Here is a 17,568-nt window from a genome sequence, read left to right as displayed (position 1 = left end):
TTCCTATATCTGCGGATAAGGGACGAGTCGGTTCTAGAAAGTGGATAGACCTGAGTTTGATTGCGATTGAGATTGAGATACCAGAAGAATATTTCAGATAACAAAATTTGCGTTTATTTAATTTCGGAGGATACTATGAGAAAAGTAGGATATCTCGTGTTTGTTTTCGTGGTAACCGTAATTTTAACGATGTTAGTAGTAGCGTTGTTAATCAACATTTTCAACCGGAAGCAGGAAGCGAAATTAACCTATTTTAAACTGGTCGATATCCAAGAGAACGAACCGGATTCGGCTATTTGGGGTAAAAATTTCCCACGAGAATATGAAGGGCTGATGAAAACAATGAAAACCTCCGAACTGGTGTATTATAGTACCTACGGCCGGTACGGCGGGTCGGAAGCGTTCTCGCGGCTGGATAAATATCCGGAACTGAAACGGTTATTTGCTGGGTATCCGTTTTCAGTTCAGTATACTGAAGATCGCGGTCATGCGAATGCGCTCGCTGATATGCTATCGTCAAAACGGCTCGGAGATAAAAAACCGGGTAGTTGTATGGCTGTAAAAGCAGTAATATCCCGCAGTTACTCCAAACTATAGGAGCAGAAAAATTCTATGCCACGCCGGTTAAAGAGTTAATGTCACAATATACCATATCGAATTCAATCGGTTGTGCGGATTGTCATGATGCAAAAACAATGGCGCTGAAAATAACTCGACCAGCGTTTGTTGAAGCGATGTCACGTCGTGGAATTGATGTTACGAAAGCGACTCGGCAGGAAATGCGAACGTATGTCTGTGCGCAATGTCATGTCGAATATTATTTTAAAGGCGATGGAAAATATCTGACGTTCCCATGGGATAAAGGGTTGCTGATTGATAATATCGAAGCATACTATGATGAAATTAAGTTTAAAGATTGGGAACATGAAGAAACCGGCACACCATTAGTGAAAATGCAACATCCGGAGTTTGAAATCTGGTCTAGCGGAATCCATGCGCGAGCGGAGGTAGCCTGTGCGGATTGTCATATGCCGTATCTGCGGCAGGGAGCGATTAAAATTTCTGACCATTGGGTTCGAACGCCACTCGTAAATCTCAATAATGCCTGTCGGAGTTGTCATCCGATAAATGAAGCAGAACTGCGCGCTCGTGTACTTGAAATCCAAGACCGAACGTTCAGCTTATTAACCCGAGCAGAAAAAGCAATCATCGCGGCGCAAGATGCGATTATCCTGGCGAAAAAGCAAGGGGTTCCTATCGAAAAGCTGAAAGAAGCGCAACAGCTACATCGGCGCGCATATATCCGCTGGGATTTCGTTAGCGCAGAGAATAGTATGGGGTTTCATAGCCCGCAAGAAACCGTTCGTGTGCTTGGAGATGCGATTGATTTTGCGCGACAGAGTGAATTAGCGGCATATAAGGCAATGACGAAATGATGAATCAAATCCGAAATTTTAATTTGTGGTTACTATTATCAATAATTGCTATTGGTGTGCTGACAGGAGTTGGGGCATATACGTTCATTTACGCTCGGGGGTATTCCTATATATTCAACGATCCGGAAATATGCGTTAACTGCCATATTATGCGCGAGAATTATGATAGCTGGATAGTTTCCCCGCATCGGAGCGCAACCTGTAACGATTGTCATGTTCCACATCATTTGATTGGAAAATATATCGCCAAAGCTGATAATGGATTCCGGCATTCGTATGCGTTTACGTTCAAGAATGTGCAGGTGTTAACAATCACCGAGCGTAATCTGAGATATATCCAGCAGAATTGTATCCGCTGCCATCAGAATATTGCGCATTCGATGTTTCAAGAGAGCCCAGTCTCGCTGAAATCATGCACCCGTTGCCATCGAGATGTCGGGCATTCCGGTCATTCATTGTAAAATATTGTAAACCGCAGAGTGCGCAGTGCATGCAGTGTAAAAAGGTTTATAAGATTGTTAATTTTTGTAGTTTCTGCGAACTGTACGGTTAAATATATCTTTTAAGAGGAGGGTGCTATGGGTATACCAGAAATCAAGAAGCAAAAGATTAAACAGTTGATCAGGAAACTGCATGATGGCGCTGACCCGCAACAAGTCAAATCTGAATTTCAAGAGATTCTGAAAGGAACCGATGTGCTGGATATTGCTCAAATTGAAGAAGAGTTGATAAAAGAAGGGATGTCGAAAGAAGAAATCATGCGGTTATGTGATGTACATCTGGCAGTATTTAAGGAATCGTTGGAACAAGCGAAACCGATTGCGCCGCCTGGGCATCCGATATATATCCTGATGGAAGAGCATAAACTCCTGCTGGATTATACGAATAAACTGCGGGAGACCGCAAACCAGCTGAATCAGGTTAATGAATTCTCTGCTGCATCCGAACCGATGCAACAGGTTACCCATTTAATTGCTCATTTTAAAGATTCAGCGAAACACTATCTCCGGGAAGAGAATGTTTTATTCCCATATCTCGAAAAACATGGAATAACGCAGCCGCCAGCGATCATGTGGCAGGAACATGACCAGATTCGCGAGATTGAAAAAGCGCTCTATCAAATCGTAGATAATCAACCGCAGGTGAACTATTCGGAATTTGTTGAAAAGCTCGGTGAAAACGCGCGTGCATTAGCGGATATGCTATCCAGCCATTTCTATAAGGAGAATAACGTTCTTTTTCCGACGGCATTACGAGTTATCTCGATGCCAGAATGGCCAGAAATCCGAACGCAGTTTGATGAAATCGGGTATTGCTGTTTTACTCCCGAACTCGCGAAATCGCCGATATCGTTTGCGATACCAGAAACCGGTAAACCTGCTGCGGTCTCGCAACCAGCTGCCGGTTCAATCAAATTTACTACTGGAAGTTTATCTCCGGAAGAACTTGAATGTATCTTGAATTCGTTACCGGTAGATATAACGTTCGTTGATAAGAACGACGAAGTGAAATATTTTAGTAACGCAAAAGATAGGATTTTCGTTCGAACGACCGCAGTGCTTGGTCGCAATGTTAAAAACTGCCATCCGCAGAAAAGTCTTCATGTGGTTAACCAGATTCTAGATGAATTCAAATCCGGGAAACGTGATTCTGCCGTGTTTTGGATTAACCTTGGCGGGAAACTGATATATATCCGATATTTTGCGGTGCGTAATGAAACCGGTGAATATCTCGGGTGTCTTGAGGTCAGTCAGGATATTACTGAAATCAAAAAACTCGAAGGTGAAAAGAGATTGTTGTAAATGTATTATGTCCGAATGATTTCGCAGTAGACCTCGCGAGAACCCAGAAGAATATCTCTCGCAGAGAACGGAATGATAATTGTTACGCATGCAACGATTGATTTTTAATGGTTAATAGTCTGATTAATAAAATTAAATTTGCGGGAGTTGTTGGCGCTGGTGGCGCCGGATTTCCAACGCACATTAAACTCGATACCAAAGTTGATTGGATAATCGTTAACGGGGCGGAATGTGAACCGCTGCTTAACGTTGACCCGCAATTGGTCTGCCGATATGCTGACCGGCTGGTAGATGCAGTGGTTAAAATCAGAGAATATACCGGTGCGAAAAAAGTCACCTTCGGGATTAAAAAGAAACAGAAAGAATCTTGCGCGACTTTACGCCTTGCGATTAACCAGAAATCAGACGTTGAGGTGTTCGAACTTCCGGATATATATCCTGCGGGAGATGAACATATCCTCGTCTATGAAGTTACCGGTCGCATTGTTCCAGAAAGTGGTATTCCGTTGCAGGTTGGTGTCGTAGTCATTAATGTTGAGACGTTATTAAATGTCAGTTATGCGCTGGAAGATATCCCGGTAACCGAAACCTATTTGAGCGTCGTTGGTAATGTAAAAAAGCCGGTTACGGTTCGAGTTCCTATCGGTTCTCCAATTCGAGAAGTTATCCGACTAGCTGGCGGAATGAACAATGATGCAGATATCGTTCTGGAAGGCGGCCCGATGATGGGGAAAGTCGTGTTCGACCTCGATACACCGGTAACGAAAACGACGAAAGGATTGGTTATCCTTCCTGCGGATAATGTGGTTGTTAAACGGAAATTGCAACGACCGATAGCGATGCTCCAGCAGATTAAAGCGGCATGCGAAACCTGCCTGATGTGTACCGATTTATGCCCGAGATATCTGCTTGGCCATAACTTGCAGCCGCATATGATTATGCGCGGGGTAAGTTATGGAATTAATACTGAAGCGGAAATTATTACGCAAGCGTGGTTATGCTGTGAATGTGGAGTTTGCGATTTATACGCCTGCCCGATGGATTTAGTTCCGCGCGAAATCAATGCGATGCTGAAAAAGCTCATGGCTGAAAAGAAAATTCCGAATCCGCATAACCGCACTGATTTACAGCCGCGTTGGACTCGGAATGGACGGCAAACACCGCTGAAACGGCTTATCCTGCGACTCGGGTTAACGCGATATCAATCTTCCGCTCCGTTCATTGAAACAGAATATCAACCGAAATCGGTTACGATACGGTTACGTCAGCATCTTGGTGCCCCCAGCGCGCCAATTGTTCAACGCGGGCAACGAGTGAGTAAAGGGCAGTGTATTGCTGATATTCCCGAAGGAGCGCGTGGTGCACGTATCCATTCCAGTATCGCTGGAATCGTTAAAGAAATAACCGAGCAATATATCCGGATAGAATCACCATAATTCCAAATGGCACCATTTCAAAGTCAACCCCAATGTAAAAACCGAGAAACGTTAGGACGAAAGAACCTGAAATTTTTTGATACATCACGTTTTCAGTTCTTAAGTTCTCACTGTCTTTCATTACATTTGATATCTATTTTCTGCTTATTATTCGCTTTTCATACAATCGCACAAGAAACCAATTCACCTATTACTGCTCTTTCGCTAAAAGTACTTCAGCAACAATTACAAGCGGGTTCGGTATCACCAGAGCTAATGCAACTTGGTGGACTTAAGCGGATTGACGGATTCATTCTCGATAAGAAAAATCAGGATGTGATTTTATTCGGGACAACAACGGGTTCCGCTCCAGCATTGCAGCTAGATGATTTGGTAATCGCATTCCGCAGCGTTTGGAAAAATACAGAACCTCCGGGATGTTCGATTGACCCGAAGGAAGAAACATTGTTAACATTCCGACAGTTTAGTCAGCAGTTCAGTCAGACAACGTCAATCGCGCATGCAGAAGAGATTCTGAAAGACTTTCCGAAAATAGGCGCTGAGCCGCAAGCTGTGCGAGTTATGTCAGTTCCGCGTAACACCCATTTCGCCCAGATTATGGTGGCAGCAGATTATTTCACCAAACGGATTTCTAACGGAACCGCAATAACTGAACTGAAAGATTTCAAAAGTTTATTCGCGATTGCTATTGAAAAATTAAAACAAGATGTAGCTGCCGGTAGAAATCCGCAGTTAACGATGTATAATCGTTTCTGGTTTACCCCGGGAAAAGTTAGGTTCGAACCAGGGGATGAAATTGTGCGATTAGCCGAATGTGAAGTGCAACTATTGACTGAACAACAGTTTTTTTCAACGCAAGGGAAACTTATCGGTTCGGGAAAAGAATCGCCACTCGCACAACAGTTCGTGCAAGAGTTCACGAACCGATATGATGAAATTGCTGCGGTTCAGCCGATGTATGCAGAATTGAAATCGTTGTTTCGGTTCGTAGCGATTGCGAAAGGAATGAAACATATTGACGCATTTGCTACTGCAGGATTAAATCAAGGTTTTCTGTTCGATAAATATACCGTCCGACCAGCTCGTGTCCCGGAGACGTTACCAGGAATAACCGAAATTAAGAAAATTGTTATCTCGAATAGCAATGAGCAAGTATTCGTCTGGCTTGTATCGTATGGCGGAGTTGAAATAGATATACAAATTGATGATACCACTTGGCCGAACCCAAAACTGCTACCGCAGAAACCGCCTTCATCTAAACAGAAGATTACTTACCCGAAAGCGACGGTTACCAGCGATACTACCGCTAGGAAAAAAGCGGCTGCGGATTTAAATAAAATGAAAGAAACAATTCTGAAATCCCGCCCAGCATTAGACGAGTTGAAATGGACTGTCGCTTTATAGCATAATCCAAAATCTCAATAAAATATGTAATCTTTAACCGATTAATATTTTATGATTTGAAAAGTATCAGATTTAATTTGACATTTGGGTGTTGCCATTTAGATTTACCTTATAGTGCCTTGTATATATCTTAAATCCCTGTTGATATAGTCATAGTAACTGATATGCGGATTTCCGTGGCTATCTAACGCTAATGAACTATACCCGCCTACGCCAAGACGCGAATCAATAGTTTGAATAATCCATTTCTCTTTACCATTCCGATAAGCAAACTTTAAGTGCCCGTTGTGATAATCAAAATATGCTATTCGCGGGTTATCCGAAGAATCAAGTGATAACGATGCGAATTTCCCAACCACCCCGAGCCAATCTACAGTTTCGATAATCCATTTTCTGCCATTCCAATGTGCATATTTCAAATCGTAGTGATAGTTATCTTCATAAGCAATATGCGGATACCCCTGTTTATCTATAGCCATTGATGGATATAATCCAGCAGACCGATTCCAATCTACCACTTGCGTTATCCATTTTATTCCGTTCCAGAATGCATATTTCAAACAGGAATTGCTAACATCGAAATACGCAATGTAGGGATTACCGGATTTATTTATCGCTAAAGACGGTGTCATCCCGACATCAGCGTTCTGGTCAACAATGTCTACTTTCCATTTCCCATTCACGAAACTGGCATAGCGTAACATTCCTGCTTGTTTCGCGTAGTATCCGATTTGCGGGAGATTAGCGTTAACCGAATTCCCTATTCCTAAAGAAATCCCGAGAAACCCAGCTTGATTATATCGGTCAACGGTATCAAGAATCCAGATTGAACTATGGGGTTCTTTATGCGCTATTCGTAGTGACCGATGCGCTATATCTTGATATGCGACCCAGAGAGTACCGTTCGGTGCTATTGCTAAAGAGGTGTAGTTTCCGATATACCCAAGTGAATCAATAGTATATGTTTTCCAATGGCTATCAGTTTTCGTTGCATACTTTAAATCACTATGACTAGCATCATAGTAGCTGATGTGCGGAATATCGAATGTATCGAGTGCAAGTGACGTGAAACTACCAACCGACCCGACATAGTCAACAATTTCAGGTTTACTCCACAGAAACTTTGCGCTCGATAACGAGGCGTTAAAAACTATACTAAGAATCAATGGAAACAAAAATAATATTTTTTTACCCGATATATTCATAATTTGTATTTCTATTATAACCTATGATATATTGTAATAAATAATATTTATCCAAATCTATCGTAAAAAAGGTAATGTTTTTATATGCCAACGGATATGTTAACCCGAATTCAACAAGGTGAAATCCTGATTTGTGATGGCGCAATGGGAACTATGCTACTTCAGGCAGGACTACAACCAGGTCATTGTGCGGAATTATGGAATATTGACCGACCGGAAGATGTCGCTGAAATTCATAAAGAATATTTTGAAGTTGGTTGTGATATGGTAATAACCAATACCTTCGGCGGAACCCGGTTTAAACTAAAGAAATTTAATCAAGAAAATCTGGTGATGAAACTTAATCAGGCAGGTGCGCAAATCGCCCGCGCGGTTGCAGATACATATCCGCATCGGTATGTGCTTGGAGATATCGGTCCGACCGGCGAATTTCTTCAGCCGTTAGGTGAACTGACTTATGAAGAACTATATACAGCGTTTAAAGAACAAGCAGTCGCATTAGTTGCCGGCGGGGTAGATGCGATTATTATCGAAACGATGAGCGCAATTGAAGAAGCGGTTTGCGCAGTTCGAGCCGTAAAAGAGAATACGAAAATGCCGGTGATTGCAACGATGACGTTTAATCCTGCGGGCGCGCAAGGGTTTAGAACGATGTTCGGGGTATCTCCGCAACAAGCGGCGGAACAACTTGCCGCTGCCGGCGCGGATATTATCGGGACAAACTGCGGCGGAGTTAGAGTCGAACAGATGGCAGATATCATCTGTGAAATGCGGAAATATACCGCAAAACCGCTGATTGCTGAACCGAACGCCGGGCTCCCGAAACTGATTGATGGAAAAACGGTTTATGATGAATCGCCAGAATATATGGCATCGTTAGCGCCGAAATTGGTTAACGCCGGAGCGAATATTATTGGCGGCTGTTGTGGAACTACTCCTACACATCTGAAAGCTATTGCTAAAGCGATTAAGAAATAAACCACTGTGGATATGAACGAAACAGTTGAAATCTACATAACTCTTTTCTGCGTTCACTATGGTTAGTTTTCAAAAACGAGGTTGGGGCAAAAGTGTTTGTGGTATTGTCTTATAAAAAATGAGCATTTGGCAACCGTTCCGGTGATTGAAAGTTTCCCCCGATTTTTTCTTGCCAATATGCCCGATGTGTGGATTATGTTACATTATATCCAAAACAAGTGATTTCGGTGAATTAACAACCGTATTAATCTGTGTTAATCTGTGGTTAATTGATTGTATGAAGATAGTCATTATCTCCGATACCCACGATAATCTGAACGCAATCACTGCGTTTGGCGAAAAGCTGAAAGAAATCAAACCAGATTTTTTATTACACGCTGGCGATTTCTGCGCACCGTTTGCAGTCCGAGCGATAAAACAGTTTGGGATCCCGATGAAAGCGGTTTTCGGGAATAACGATGGCGATAAAATTATGCTAACTCAATCTGCGGAAGGATTCGCTGAAATTAAAGAGGCACCATTTATATTCGAGTTAGGCACTCGAAAATTTGCAATGGAGCATTATCAGGATAATGTTAACTCACTCGCTACATCAAACCAATTCGAGGTCGTTATCTTTGGTCATACTCATAAACTTGATATCCGCACTCAACCTTGTCTGATTATCAATCCCGGAGAACTCTGCGGTTGGCTAACCCGCCGTAAAACTGCGGTGCTCCTTGATACCGATACTCTAGCCATTAAAATTATTGAACTTACATAATTTTTACCACTGAAACCACGCACCGACGCTGAAGCTTTGGAGCGCAGGCGGCTGAATTCACTGAAGTTACATTGAAATTATTCTTTATTGTTTGGCATGATTTTTCGGTTGGCAATAAGGGCAGAAAAACGAACTTCGACCAGAAATAACTATCCGTTTAATCGGAATACCACATCTTGGACAAGGGTCGTTCTCATGACCATAAACTTTTAGAAACCGGATAAATCGACCAGATTCGCCTCGGGGGTTGGTATATCCTTCATCGAACAGAGTTGTCCCTTGGAAACGAATAGATTTTTTCAGAATTGTCGGAATGGCTTGATGAAGTTTCCGGAGTTGAAGTTCGGTGAGATTACAGCTCAATTCTTCCGGATGAATACGCGCCGCAAATAGCGATTCATCCGCATAAATATTGCCTATTCCAGCAATTTTGGTCTGGTCGAGAAGTAACGGTTTCATTTTTCTTCTACCAGATAATAATGCTCGTAATTTCGCTAGCGTGAATTTCCGAGCGAAAGGTTCGATGCCAAGATTTGCTAATCCAGGAACCGCAGAATAATCTCCATGCGGTATGAGAGCGATTTTCCCGAATTGTCGCGGGTCAATAAACCGCAATTCTTTTTCTACCTTCTGACCGCTAACTTCAAGCAACTTGAGTCTTAAATGTGTATGTTTCTCAGTTGGCGCGTTGGGTTTGACCATCGCGATCCTACCACTCATCCCGAGATGAAACATTAAATCATATTCATTATCCAGATGGAATAAGAGATATTTTCCCCGACGATGAATATCGTTGATTTTCGTGCCGGTTAGGAGCTTGATAAATTTAACGGGTTTCGGAGTAACCAACTGTTTAGGTAGGGTTAATTTCACTGCGGTTATCTTTCTCCCCTTAACTTCTGGTAGAAGATAACGGCGGACGGTTTCAACTTCAGGGAGTTCCGGCATAGAGAAAAATTAAAATAAAGAAATGTTCCTTATTGAGCAATTTATAGTTATTTCGGTGATAGTTTGAAAACAATATTAGCATATTTCAAACCAATTTTGGAACCATTCTTTTCGTATCAGATATGTGTATGCAATAATAAAATAATGGAATTTGAATCTCTACTAAAAAAATATTCTCGCCGCATCAAACATTTAGCTATAAAATCAGCTGTTCCATCTTCAGCGATTGATAAAGAAGACCTCTATCAGGAAATGGTCTATCATCTCTGGGAACGATGGAGAAAAGGCGAATTAGAAGATAAAACCGATGCATATATTATCGGTAGTTGCTATTTTCATCTCAAGAATTATCTTCGTCGGTTTAAACCTACCGCAACTATCGCTAGCCTCCACGATCCAATCGGAGAAGAAGAGATGCTGCTTGAAGAGCTGATTCCTGACCGGAAAGCGCTGGTTGAACAACGAGTCGATGATGTACTGTTCATCCGTAAATTGAAAGAAAAAGAATTTACGAGAAGAGAAAAAGAAGTTGTTGAACTCCTTGCTGAAGGATATACTTTGCGAGAAATCAGCCAGAAATTAGCTATTTCCCATGTTCGGGTATTAAAAATTAAAAAAAATATTAGTAAAAAATTTAAGAAAGGGGGTTACCAAAAGTGATGTTTTTTTACTTATATATTTACAATAAGTATCCATAGCCTCCTCTTTCCATTTTATTTTAGAGTTTGCATTGTAGTTTAAAAGTTCTATGATTCTATAGAATAATGGATCAATGAGGAGATAATACCCTATGGCAAGACCAAATTTTAGTAATGAAATGGTTTTAAAGACTGTTAAGGATAAAGGAGTTAAGTTTATCCGTCTATGGTTCACGGATATTTTAGGTCAATTGAAAAGTTTTTCGATTACTAACGCCGAACTTGAAGAAGCGTTAAATCACGGTATTGGGTTTGACGGTTCATCGATTACCGGATACCAGGAAATAGAACAGAGTGATATGATTGCTAAGCCTGACCCGACTACATTCCGGGTGCTACCATGGCGACCGCGAGAGAATGCTGTCGCTCGAATGATTTGCGATATTTTGGAACCAAGTGGTAAACCATATACCGGCGACCCGCGCTATGTTTTAAAACGCGCGCTGGAACGAGCGAAAAAGATGGGGATTGACCATTATTATCTCGGTCCAGAACTCGAATATTTCTATTTCAATTCCGCCGATGCAACTGAAGTTCTGGATAAAGGAAGTTATTTCGATTTAACCACGCTCGATGCAGCGAGCGACCTTCGCCGTGAAACGATTTTTGCACTTGAAGCAATGGGTATCCCAGTTAAATATAGCCACCACGAAGTTGGTCCTAGCCAACATGAGATTGACATCCATTATGCAGATGCATTACCAATGGCGGATAATGTGATTACCTACCGAATAGTGGTTAAAGAAATAGCACAACGGTTTGGCGTGTATGCAACCTTTATGCCCAAACCCTTGTTTAATCGGAATGGTTCCGGTATGCATACGCATCAATCCCTCTTTAAAGGGAATAAGAATATCTTTTATGATAACAGAGACAAATATTATTTAAGTGAGACTGCGAAAAGATTTATCGCTGGTCAGCTCAAACATGCGAAAGAGATGTGTCTGGTATTTGCCCAATGGATAAATTCATATAAACGATTGCTGCCAGGATATGAAGCGCCAGTTTATATCGCTTGGTCGCAAAAGAATCGTTCGGCGATAATTCGAGTTCCGGAATATCATACGAAAAAAGCAATATCTACCCGAATTGAATTCCGTCCGCCAGACCCGGCGTGTAATCCGTATTTAACGTTTGCGGTAATGTTACATGCCGGACTTGATGGAATTGAAAAAGGATATAAACTTCCGGAAGCTATGGAAGAAAACCTTTATCATCTAAATGAAGATGAGCGGAAACAAGCGGGGATAGAATCGTTACCGAGCAGTCTCGGAGAAGCGATTGCGTTAGCGGAAAACAGTGAGCTGGTTCAGCGGGCGCTGGGCACCCATGTATTCAACCGGCTGATTGAACTGAAAAAGAAAGAATGGGAAGAATATCGCATCCAAATTACTGAATATGAACTTGAAAAATATCTACCTATTCTCTAACTATCGTTAGGTGATAGGTTCTCCATAGTCAAGTAAAATTCGGTAATATCCCGAAACTCAAGAAACTATTTGTTCTATAAAACATAATGAACGATAGATTTATCGAAAAAGATATTAGTGGTTGCGGTGTAGTGGGAATAATGAATCAAACGGGAAAACGATTTTCTGGTGAAACCATTATTTCCGCAATTGCAACCTTACATGAACGGTCGAATGGACTTGGAGGCGGATTTGCTGGATATGGGATTTATCCGGAATTAGCGGAATACTATTGTTTTCATCTTCTTTATGATACTGATAGGGCAAAGCAGGAAACAGAACAGTATATTAAAGCGAAGTATGTTATTAAAAAGGATGAACCAATCCCAACCCGAAATATTAAAGAAATAAAGCCCGTCCATATCCTCTGGCGTTACTTTCTAAAACCCCGGTTTACCGAGAGTGAAAATAAGAGACAATCCGGGAAATCGTCGCCCAATGAATATACCGATGCTACAGCTGAAGAGCAAGATTATGTTGTTGAAACAATGATGCATATCAACCGGCATATCGATGGTGCGTTTGTCGTATCCTGTGGAAAAAATATGGGAATTTTTAAAGGCGTAGGATATCCGGAAGATATCGGACGGTTTTATCGGTTAGAAGAATACGCTGGATATACTTGGACTGCGCACGGCCGATTCCCAACAAATACTGCTGGCTGGTGGGGTGGCGCGCATCCGTTTGGTATCCTTGATTGGTCAGTCGTCCACAACGGTGAAATATCGTCGTATGGAATCAATAAACGATTTCTGTATAATTTCGGTTACCACTGTACCTTAGCTACCGATACAGAAGTGATTGCATATTTATTTGATTTATTATATCGGAAACATCATTTCGAGTTCGAGCAGATAGCATCAATTCTTGCCGCTCCACTATGGGATGAGATTGAGCGAATGCCGGAAAGAAAAAAAGAATTTTATCAAGATTTACGTATTTTCTATAGTAGCGCTTTAGTTAACGGTCCTTTTTCGGTAATCGTGGCAAATAATACGGCAATGGTCGGATTAAATGACCGAATTAAATTAAGACCGCTCGTTGCCGCGAATAAAGGTGATTTTATTTATATATCTTCTGAAGAAGCAGCGATTAAATCGGTTTGTCATTCACCGGATAAAATTTGGTCACCGAAAGCCGGACAACCGGTGATCGGCAGGTTAAAAGGCGCACATGGATAAGGTTTAAGGTTCTACCCAACGTTATTTTCGTTTTTACAAGATTACCATGAACCCTGGAAAGGCTGGGTCAGGGTCAGTATTGCTTTAGGGTTAAACCATAAGCACCACAGCTGAAACCGGGTGGATAACAAGAGTATAAAATGGCTAAATCAATTTTCGTTCACGAATTCATAACCGAACGTAATGAAGAAAACTGTATAACCTGTCAAGTTTGTTGTCGGACTTGTGCAAACGATGTGCATACGTACGATGCGGAACTGGATAGAGTTATCACTGATTCAACGAAATGCGTCGGATGTCATTTTTGTGAAACATTATGTCCGACAGCAACGATAACGGTTAAACGCAATCCCTCGGAATTAAAACCAAACGCAAACTGGTCATTACAAATAGTCAATAATATAACCAAACAGGCAGAAACTGGCGGCGCGTTACTAACAGGAATGGGCTGCGATAAATCATACCCCATATATTTCGACCATATTGTACTCAATGCATCGCAGGTTACCAATCCTTCTATTGACCCGCTTCGAGAACCAATGGAACTTCGAACCTATATTGGCAACAAAGATATTTCGCGATTTGTAGAAAACAATGCCATGCTGTTACGGAATTCTATAAAACCAGATATCGGTACTGCCGGGAAGAGGTGGTCTGCCCCGCAATTAAAACTTGAAACCCCGATTCTATTCACCGCAATGTCGTATGGTTCAATCAGTTTAAATGCCTGTAAAGCGTTAGCTCGTGCGGCGCAAGAAGCAGGAACATATTATAATACCGGGGAAGGTGGTTTACATAAAGATTTATACCAATTTGGACACCATACCATTGTTCAGGTTGCTTCAGGACGGTTTGGGGTACATAAAGAATATTTAGAAATCGGGGCGGCAATAGAAATTAAGGTTGGACAAGGAGCTAAACCTGGAATCGGTGGGCATTTACCTTGGGAAAAGGTTACTGAAGAAATATCAGCGACCCGAATGATTCCGCTAGGAACCGATGCATTGTCTCCGGCACCACATCATGATATTTACTCAATTGAAGATTTAAAACAACTGATTTTTGCGCTGAAAGAAGCAACCAGGTATCGCAAACCGGTAGGGGTAAAAATCGCTGCGGTACATAATGTTGCGCCGATAGCTTCCGGGATCGTCCGTGCCGGTGCAGATTTTGTTTCGATTGACGGACTGCGTGGTGGAACTGGAGCTGCGCCGACCGTGATTCGAGACAATGTTGGAATTCCTATAGAATTAGCAATAGCGGTTGTCGATGAACGATTACGTCAGGAGGGGATTAGAGACCAAGCGTCACTTATTGCCGCTGGTGGATTTAGAAATAGCGCCGATGTAATTAAAGCGATAGCGTTAGGTGCCGATGCAGTTTATATCGGTACTGCGGCGTTGATTGCTTTAGGATGCCATGTATGTCAGAAATGTTATACGGGTAAATGTAATTGGGGTATTGCCACGCAAGATCCCTATTTAACGAAACGGTTGAATCCTGAACTTGGCGCTCGGCGGTTAACCAATCTATTGCGAGCATGGAGTTTGGAAATTAAAGAAATGCTCGGTGGCATGGGAATCAATGCTATCGAAAGTTTACGCGGAAATCGCGAACAACTCCGCGGAGTCGGTCTTTCTGAAACGGAATTAAAATTGCTCGGAATAAAATCTGCTGGGGAAGCTTGGTAAGTTATTATGAAAAAGATATATATTCACGAAGAGTATTGTATGGGCTGTCGTCTCTGTGAAATACATTGTCTCGTTCAGCACTCAAAATCAAAAAATATTTTTAAAATCTATAGAGGGGAAGAACCGAAACCGATATCGCGAATTATCATTGAGGAAAAAGGATATCTTTCCTTTGCGTTACAATGTCGCCATTGCGAAGATGCACCGTGTATAGATGCATGTATAACCGGAGCGATGTATCGTGAAAAACAAACTGGAGCGGTGTTATGTAACGAAGATAAATGTGTTGGATGTTGGATGTGTATTATGGTTTGTCCGTTTGGTGTTATTTTGAGAAATCAAACGGTAAATAAAGTCGGCTCGAAATGTGATTTATGCCAAGGCGAAAAAATACCGATATGTGTGATGAAATGTCCGAATCAGGCATTGGTGTTTGAGGAAAAAAATGAATAAGCGTAAAACTCGGATACACAATAATTCTAAATCCTTTTTTTCAGCTCGTCGTATTGCTCACGGAAGAACGCACTACGTTATTATTGGAAATGGTCCAGCGGCAACAAGCGCTATTGCCGCAATTCGAGAAACGGATAGGGATAACCCAATTACCCTTATTTCTGATGAACCATACCAGAATTACTCACGTCCGCTGTTATCTTATGTATTAGCTAAAAAAATAACATTTGACCAATTACCCTACCTACCAGAAACTTTCTATAAATCTCATCAGGTTAAACTTATACTCAATAGTTCTGTTGTCCAAGTGGATAGTAAAAATTCTCAGGTTATCTTATCTGATAAGACGAAAATTAACTATGATAAATTATTAATTGCTACCGGAGCAAAACCTGTAATCCCGAAAATTGAAGGAACCAAATTACAAGGAGTATTTCCCTTCACCAAGTTACAAGATGTTGAACAAATGACAAGATATATTGATACCTATCAGATTACAGAAGCCGTGGTGGTTGGCGGTGGTCTGATTGGATTGAAAGCGACCGAAGGGCTAATGGGACGTGCGATAAAGGTAACGATTATTGAACTTGCGGATAGAATACTATCGACGACGTTTGATAAAAAAGCATCCCAGATAATCAAACGCGCTTTAGAAAACAAAGGTTGTGCTGTAATCACGAAAAATTCAGTTAGGGAAATAAAAGGCGAGCATACCCGAGTCAAATCTGTCGTGTTAAATAACGGTAGAACCATTCAAACGGGCTTGGTAATTTTAGCGATTGGGGTAAGTCCGAATATCGAATTAGTTCGTAGAACACCGATTAAACTTAATCGCGGGATAATAGTTGATACGTTTATGCGAACCTCGGTAGAAAATGTTTATGCTGCGGGTGATTGCTGCGAGTCGATAGATTTACTGAACCATGTGTATCATCCAATAGCAATTTGGTTTAATGCTGCCAGACAGGGACGGGTTGCTGGAGCTAATATGGCTGGGATAGTTAAGGAATATCCGGGAAGTATCCCAATGAATTCCGTTGAGTTATGCGGGATTCCGAGCATATCGGTTGGGATAACTATGCCGAAAGATAAAACTTATCAGGTGAAAGAATACGAGTTTCCTGAAAGAGGAATATATAAAAAAGTCGTTTTGAAAGATAATAGAATAGTTGGCATAATTTTTTTAGGTGAAATCGAACGTGCGGGAATATATACTGGTCTTATCAAGGATAGAGCTGACGTAACTGAGTTTCGGGAATATTTAGGAAGAGAAGATTTCGGCTTAGTTTCTCTACCGAAAGAATATCGCAAACATTTAGTCACCGGGGAAGGATTAGAAGTATGAGAATAGATGCCCAAGGGCTCCATTATCGAGAGCTCAATGCGTTAATTCATTCTGCTATTGCACGTGGTGTAAAAAAAATTACCCTTGATAATGTTAACGGCCAGCGGTATATCGGCGCCGGATTGACCGACCCGGAAATAGAAATGGTTATTAATGGCACGCCTGGGAATGATTTAGCGGTGTTTATGAACAGCCCTACGCTTATCGTTAATTCAAATGCACAGGATGGTATCGGCAATACAATGAATCAAGGGAAAATTATTGTATATGGCAATGCCGGAGATATTGTCGGGTATTCAATGCGGGGTGGCGAGATTTATATAAAAGGAAACGCTGGGTATCGGGTAGGGATTCATATGAAATCATATTATAATTCACATCCCGCTATTATTATCGGTGGCACTGCCGGAGATTTTTTAGGAGAATATATGGCTGGAGGAAGAATTATTGTGCTTGGCATGGATAAGCAACCGGATGAAACTATTGTCGGAAATTATTGCGGGACAGGAATGCACGGGGGAACAATATATATTCACGGTAATGTTGCAGAACATCAATTAGGAAAAGAGGTTAAAAAAACCAGAGTAACTCAAGAAGACTTTCATATCCTAAACGAATACCTCAATCAGTTTTGTACGTATTTTTCAGTAAATAAAAAACTATTTCGAAAAAATGATTTTGTTAAGCTAATTCCTTACTCTCATCGTCCTTATGGAAACCTCTACGCTTACTAACGAAACTTAGTTGAGGTTAATTTTT

17 protein-coding genes are annotated in these 17,568 nt (G+C 41.4%); 15 read left to right on the top strand and 2 right to left on the bottom strand.

Annotated elements, in window-relative coordinates; translation table 11 throughout:
• Positions 1-135 precede the first annotated feature (135 nt).
• The 6 genes from N3A72_00730 (at position 136) to N3A72_00705 (ending at position 6,078) form a co-directional block, all read left to right on the top strand.
• Positions 136-597: an ammonia-forming cytochrome c nitrite reductase subunit c552 gene (locus N3A72_00730; GenBank protein ID MCX7918135.1), complete on the top strand. Its 462-nt coding sequence runs from the start codon at positions 136-138 to the stop codon at positions 595-597.
• The gene (locus N3A72_00725; GenBank protein ID MCX7918134.1) at positions 549-1,436 is read left to right on the top strand and encodes an ammonia-forming cytochrome c nitrite reductase subunit c552; all 888 of its coding nucleotides are present in this window, start codon (positions 549-551) and stop codon (positions 1,434-1,436) included. The genes N3A72_00730 and N3A72_00725 overlap by 49 nt, the downstream gene beginning before the upstream one ends.
• Complete coding sequence (gene nrfH / locus N3A72_00720) at positions 1,436-1,897, top strand: cytochrome c nitrite reductase small subunit (GenBank protein ID MCX7918133.1); 462 nt, start codon at positions 1,436-1,438, stop codon at positions 1,895-1,897. Before N3A72_00725 ends, nrfH begins: the two co-directional genes overlap by 1 nt.
• A gap of 117 nt (positions 1,898-2,014) precedes the next feature.
• The gene (locus N3A72_00715; GenBank protein ID MCX7918132.1) at positions 2,015-3,238 is read left to right on the top strand and encodes a DUF438 domain-containing protein; all 1,224 of its coding nucleotides are present in this window, start codon (positions 2,015-2,017) and stop codon (positions 3,236-3,238) included.
• Positions 3,239-3,345: 107 nt separating this feature from the next.
• The gene (locus tag N3A72_00710) at positions 3,346-4,674 is read left to right on the top strand and encodes an SLBB domain-containing protein (protein ID MCX7918131.1); all 1,329 of its coding nucleotides are present in this window, start codon (positions 3,346-3,348) and stop codon (positions 4,672-4,674) included.
• Between the two features lie 6 nt (positions 4,675-4,680).
• Positions 4,681-6,078, top strand: a complete 1,398-nt coding sequence (locus tag N3A72_00705; protein MCX7918130.1) for a DUF1598 domain-containing protein — start codon at positions 4,681-4,683, stop codon at positions 6,076-6,078.
• Between the two features lie 104 nt (positions 6,079-6,182).
• On the opposite strand, the gene N3A72_00700 is transcribed toward N3A72_00705, so the two are convergent.
• On the bottom strand, positions 6,183-7,283 hold the full coding sequence (locus tag N3A72_00700; protein MCX7918129.1) for a hypothetical protein: 1,101 nt from the start codon (positions 7,281-7,283) through the stop codon (positions 6,183-6,185).
• A gap of 84 nt (positions 7,284-7,367) precedes the next feature.
• On the opposite strand from N3A72_00700, the gene N3A72_00695 reads away from it, so the two are divergent.
• Together N3A72_00695 and N3A72_00690 are read left to right on the top strand one after the other, a co-directional pair.
• Positions 7,368-8,261, top strand: a complete 894-nt coding sequence (locus N3A72_00695; protein ID MCX7918128.1) for a homocysteine S-methyltransferase family protein — start codon at positions 7,368-7,370, stop codon at positions 8,259-8,261.
• A gap of 277 nt (positions 8,262-8,538) precedes the next feature.
• Positions 8,539-9,024, top strand: coding sequence for a metallophosphoesterase (locus N3A72_00690; GenBank protein MCX7918127.1), 486 nt, complete (start codon positions 8,539-8,541; stop codon positions 9,022-9,024).
• 84 nt (positions 9,025-9,108) lie between these two features.
• On the opposite strand, the gene mutM is transcribed toward N3A72_00690, so the two are convergent.
• Positions 9,109-9,972: a bifunctional DNA-formamidopyrimidine glycosylase/DNA-(apurinic or apyrimidinic site) lyase gene (gene mutM, locus N3A72_00685; protein ID MCX7918126.1), complete on the bottom strand. Its 864-nt coding sequence runs from the start codon at positions 9,970-9,972 to the stop codon at positions 9,109-9,111.
• Positions 9,973-10,116: 144 nt separating this feature from the next.
• On the opposite strand from mutM, the gene N3A72_00680 reads away from it, so the two are divergent.
• The 7 genes from N3A72_00680 to N3A72_00650 all read left to right on the top strand — a co-directional run bounded on the left by N3A72_00680 (position 10,117) and on the right by N3A72_00650 (position 17,543).
• Positions 10,117-10,632, top strand: a complete 516-nt coding sequence (locus N3A72_00680) for a sigma-70 family RNA polymerase sigma factor (GenBank protein ID MCX7918125.1) — start codon at positions 10,117-10,119, stop codon at positions 10,630-10,632.
• 130 nt (positions 10,633-10,762) lie between these two features.
• On the top strand, positions 10,763-12,100 hold the full coding sequence (locus N3A72_00675) for a glutamine synthetase family protein (protein ID MCX7918124.1): 1,338 nt from the start codon (positions 10,763-10,765) through the stop codon (positions 12,098-12,100).
• A gap of 86 nt (positions 12,101-12,186) precedes the next feature.
• Positions 12,187-13,320 carry a glutamine amidotransferase family protein gene (locus tag N3A72_00670; GenBank protein ID MCX7918123.1) on the top strand — a complete coding sequence of 378 codons (1,134 nt, stop codon included), beginning with the start codon at positions 12,187-12,189 and terminating at the stop codon, positions 13,318-13,320.
• A 140-nt stretch (positions 13,321-13,460) separates the two neighbouring features.
• Positions 13,461-15,011 (top strand): glutamate synthase-related protein, encoded by a 1,551-nt coding sequence (locus N3A72_00665; protein MCX7918122.1) that lies wholly within the window; start codon positions 13,461-13,463, stop codon positions 15,009-15,011.
• Between the two features lie 6 nt (positions 15,012-15,017).
• Complete coding sequence (locus N3A72_00660) at positions 15,018-15,464, top strand: 4Fe-4S dicluster domain-containing protein (protein MCX7918121.1); 447 nt, start codon at positions 15,018-15,020, stop codon at positions 15,462-15,464.
• Positions 15,457-16,809 carry an FAD-dependent oxidoreductase gene (locus N3A72_00655; protein MCX7918120.1) on the top strand — a complete coding sequence of 451 codons (1,353 nt, stop codon included), beginning with the start codon at positions 15,457-15,459 and terminating at the stop codon, positions 16,807-16,809. Before N3A72_00660 ends, N3A72_00655 begins: the two co-directional genes overlap by 8 nt.
• Positions 16,806-17,543, top strand: coding sequence for a hypothetical protein (locus N3A72_00650; protein MCX7918119.1), 738 nt, complete (start codon positions 16,806-16,808; stop codon positions 17,541-17,543). Before N3A72_00655 ends, N3A72_00650 begins: the two co-directional genes overlap by 4 nt.
• Positions 17,544-17,568 lie beyond the last annotated feature (25 nt).

This window comes from bacterium, assembly GCA_026416715.1.
GTDB lineage: Bacteria > UBP4 > UBA4092 > JAOAEQ01 > JAOAEQ01 > JAOAEQ01.
The sequence above is the reverse complement of the archived record's forward strand: the minus strand, read 5'-3'. Positions and strand labels throughout refer to the sequence as shown.

Coding starts and splice junctions, on each gene's coding strand:
- N3A72_00730 (MCX7918135.1), top strand. CDS start 136: ATGAGAAAAGTAGGATATCTCGTGTTTGTTTTCGTGGTAACCGTAATT.
- nrfH (MCX7918133.1), top strand. CDS start 1,436: ATGAATCAAATCCGAAATTTTAATTTGTGGTTACTATTATCAATAATT.
- N3A72_00715 (MCX7918132.1), top strand. CDS start 2,015: ATGGGTATACCAGAAATCAAGAAGCAAAAGATTAAACAGTTGATCAGG.
- N3A72_00710 (MCX7918131.1), top strand. CDS start 3,346: ATGGTTAATAGTCTGATTAATAAAATTAAATTTGCGGGAGTTGTTGGC.
- N3A72_00705 (MCX7918130.1), top strand. CDS start 4,681: ATGGCACCATTTCAAAGTCAACCCCAATGTAAAAACCGAGAAACGTTA.
- N3A72_00700 (MCX7918129.1), bottom strand. CDS start 7,283: ATGAATATATCGGGTAAAAAAATATTATTTTTGTTTCCATTGATTCTT.
- N3A72_00695 (MCX7918128.1), top strand. CDS start 7,368: ATGCCAACGGATATGTTAACCCGAATTCAACAAGGTGAAATCCTGATT.
- N3A72_00690 (MCX7918127.1), top strand. CDS start 8,539: ATGAAGATAGTCATTATCTCCGATACCCACGATAATCTGAACGCAATC.
- mutM (MCX7918126.1), bottom strand. CDS start 9,972: ATGCCGGAACTCCCTGAAGTTGAAACCGTCCGCCGTTATCTTCTACCA.
- N3A72_00680 (MCX7918125.1), top strand. CDS start 10,117: ATGGAATTTGAATCTCTACTAAAAAAATATTCTCGCCGCATCAAACAT.
- N3A72_00675 (MCX7918124.1), top strand. CDS start 10,763: ATGGCAAGACCAAATTTTAGTAATGAAATGGTTTTAAAGACTGTTAAG.
- N3A72_00670 (MCX7918123.1), top strand. CDS start 12,187: ATGAACGATAGATTTATCGAAAAAGATATTAGTGGTTGCGGTGTAGTG.
- N3A72_00665 (MCX7918122.1), top strand. CDS start 13,461: ATGGCTAAATCAATTTTCGTTCACGAATTCATAACCGAACGTAATGAA.
- N3A72_00660 (MCX7918121.1), top strand. CDS start 15,018: ATGAAAAAGATATATATTCACGAAGAGTATTGTATGGGCTGTCGTCTC.
- N3A72_00655 (MCX7918120.1), top strand. CDS start 15,457: ATGAATAAGCGTAAAACTCGGATACACAATAATTCTAAATCCTTTTTT.
- N3A72_00650 (MCX7918119.1), top strand. CDS start 16,806: ATGAGAATAGATGCCCAAGGGCTCCATTATCGAGAGCTCAATGCGTTA.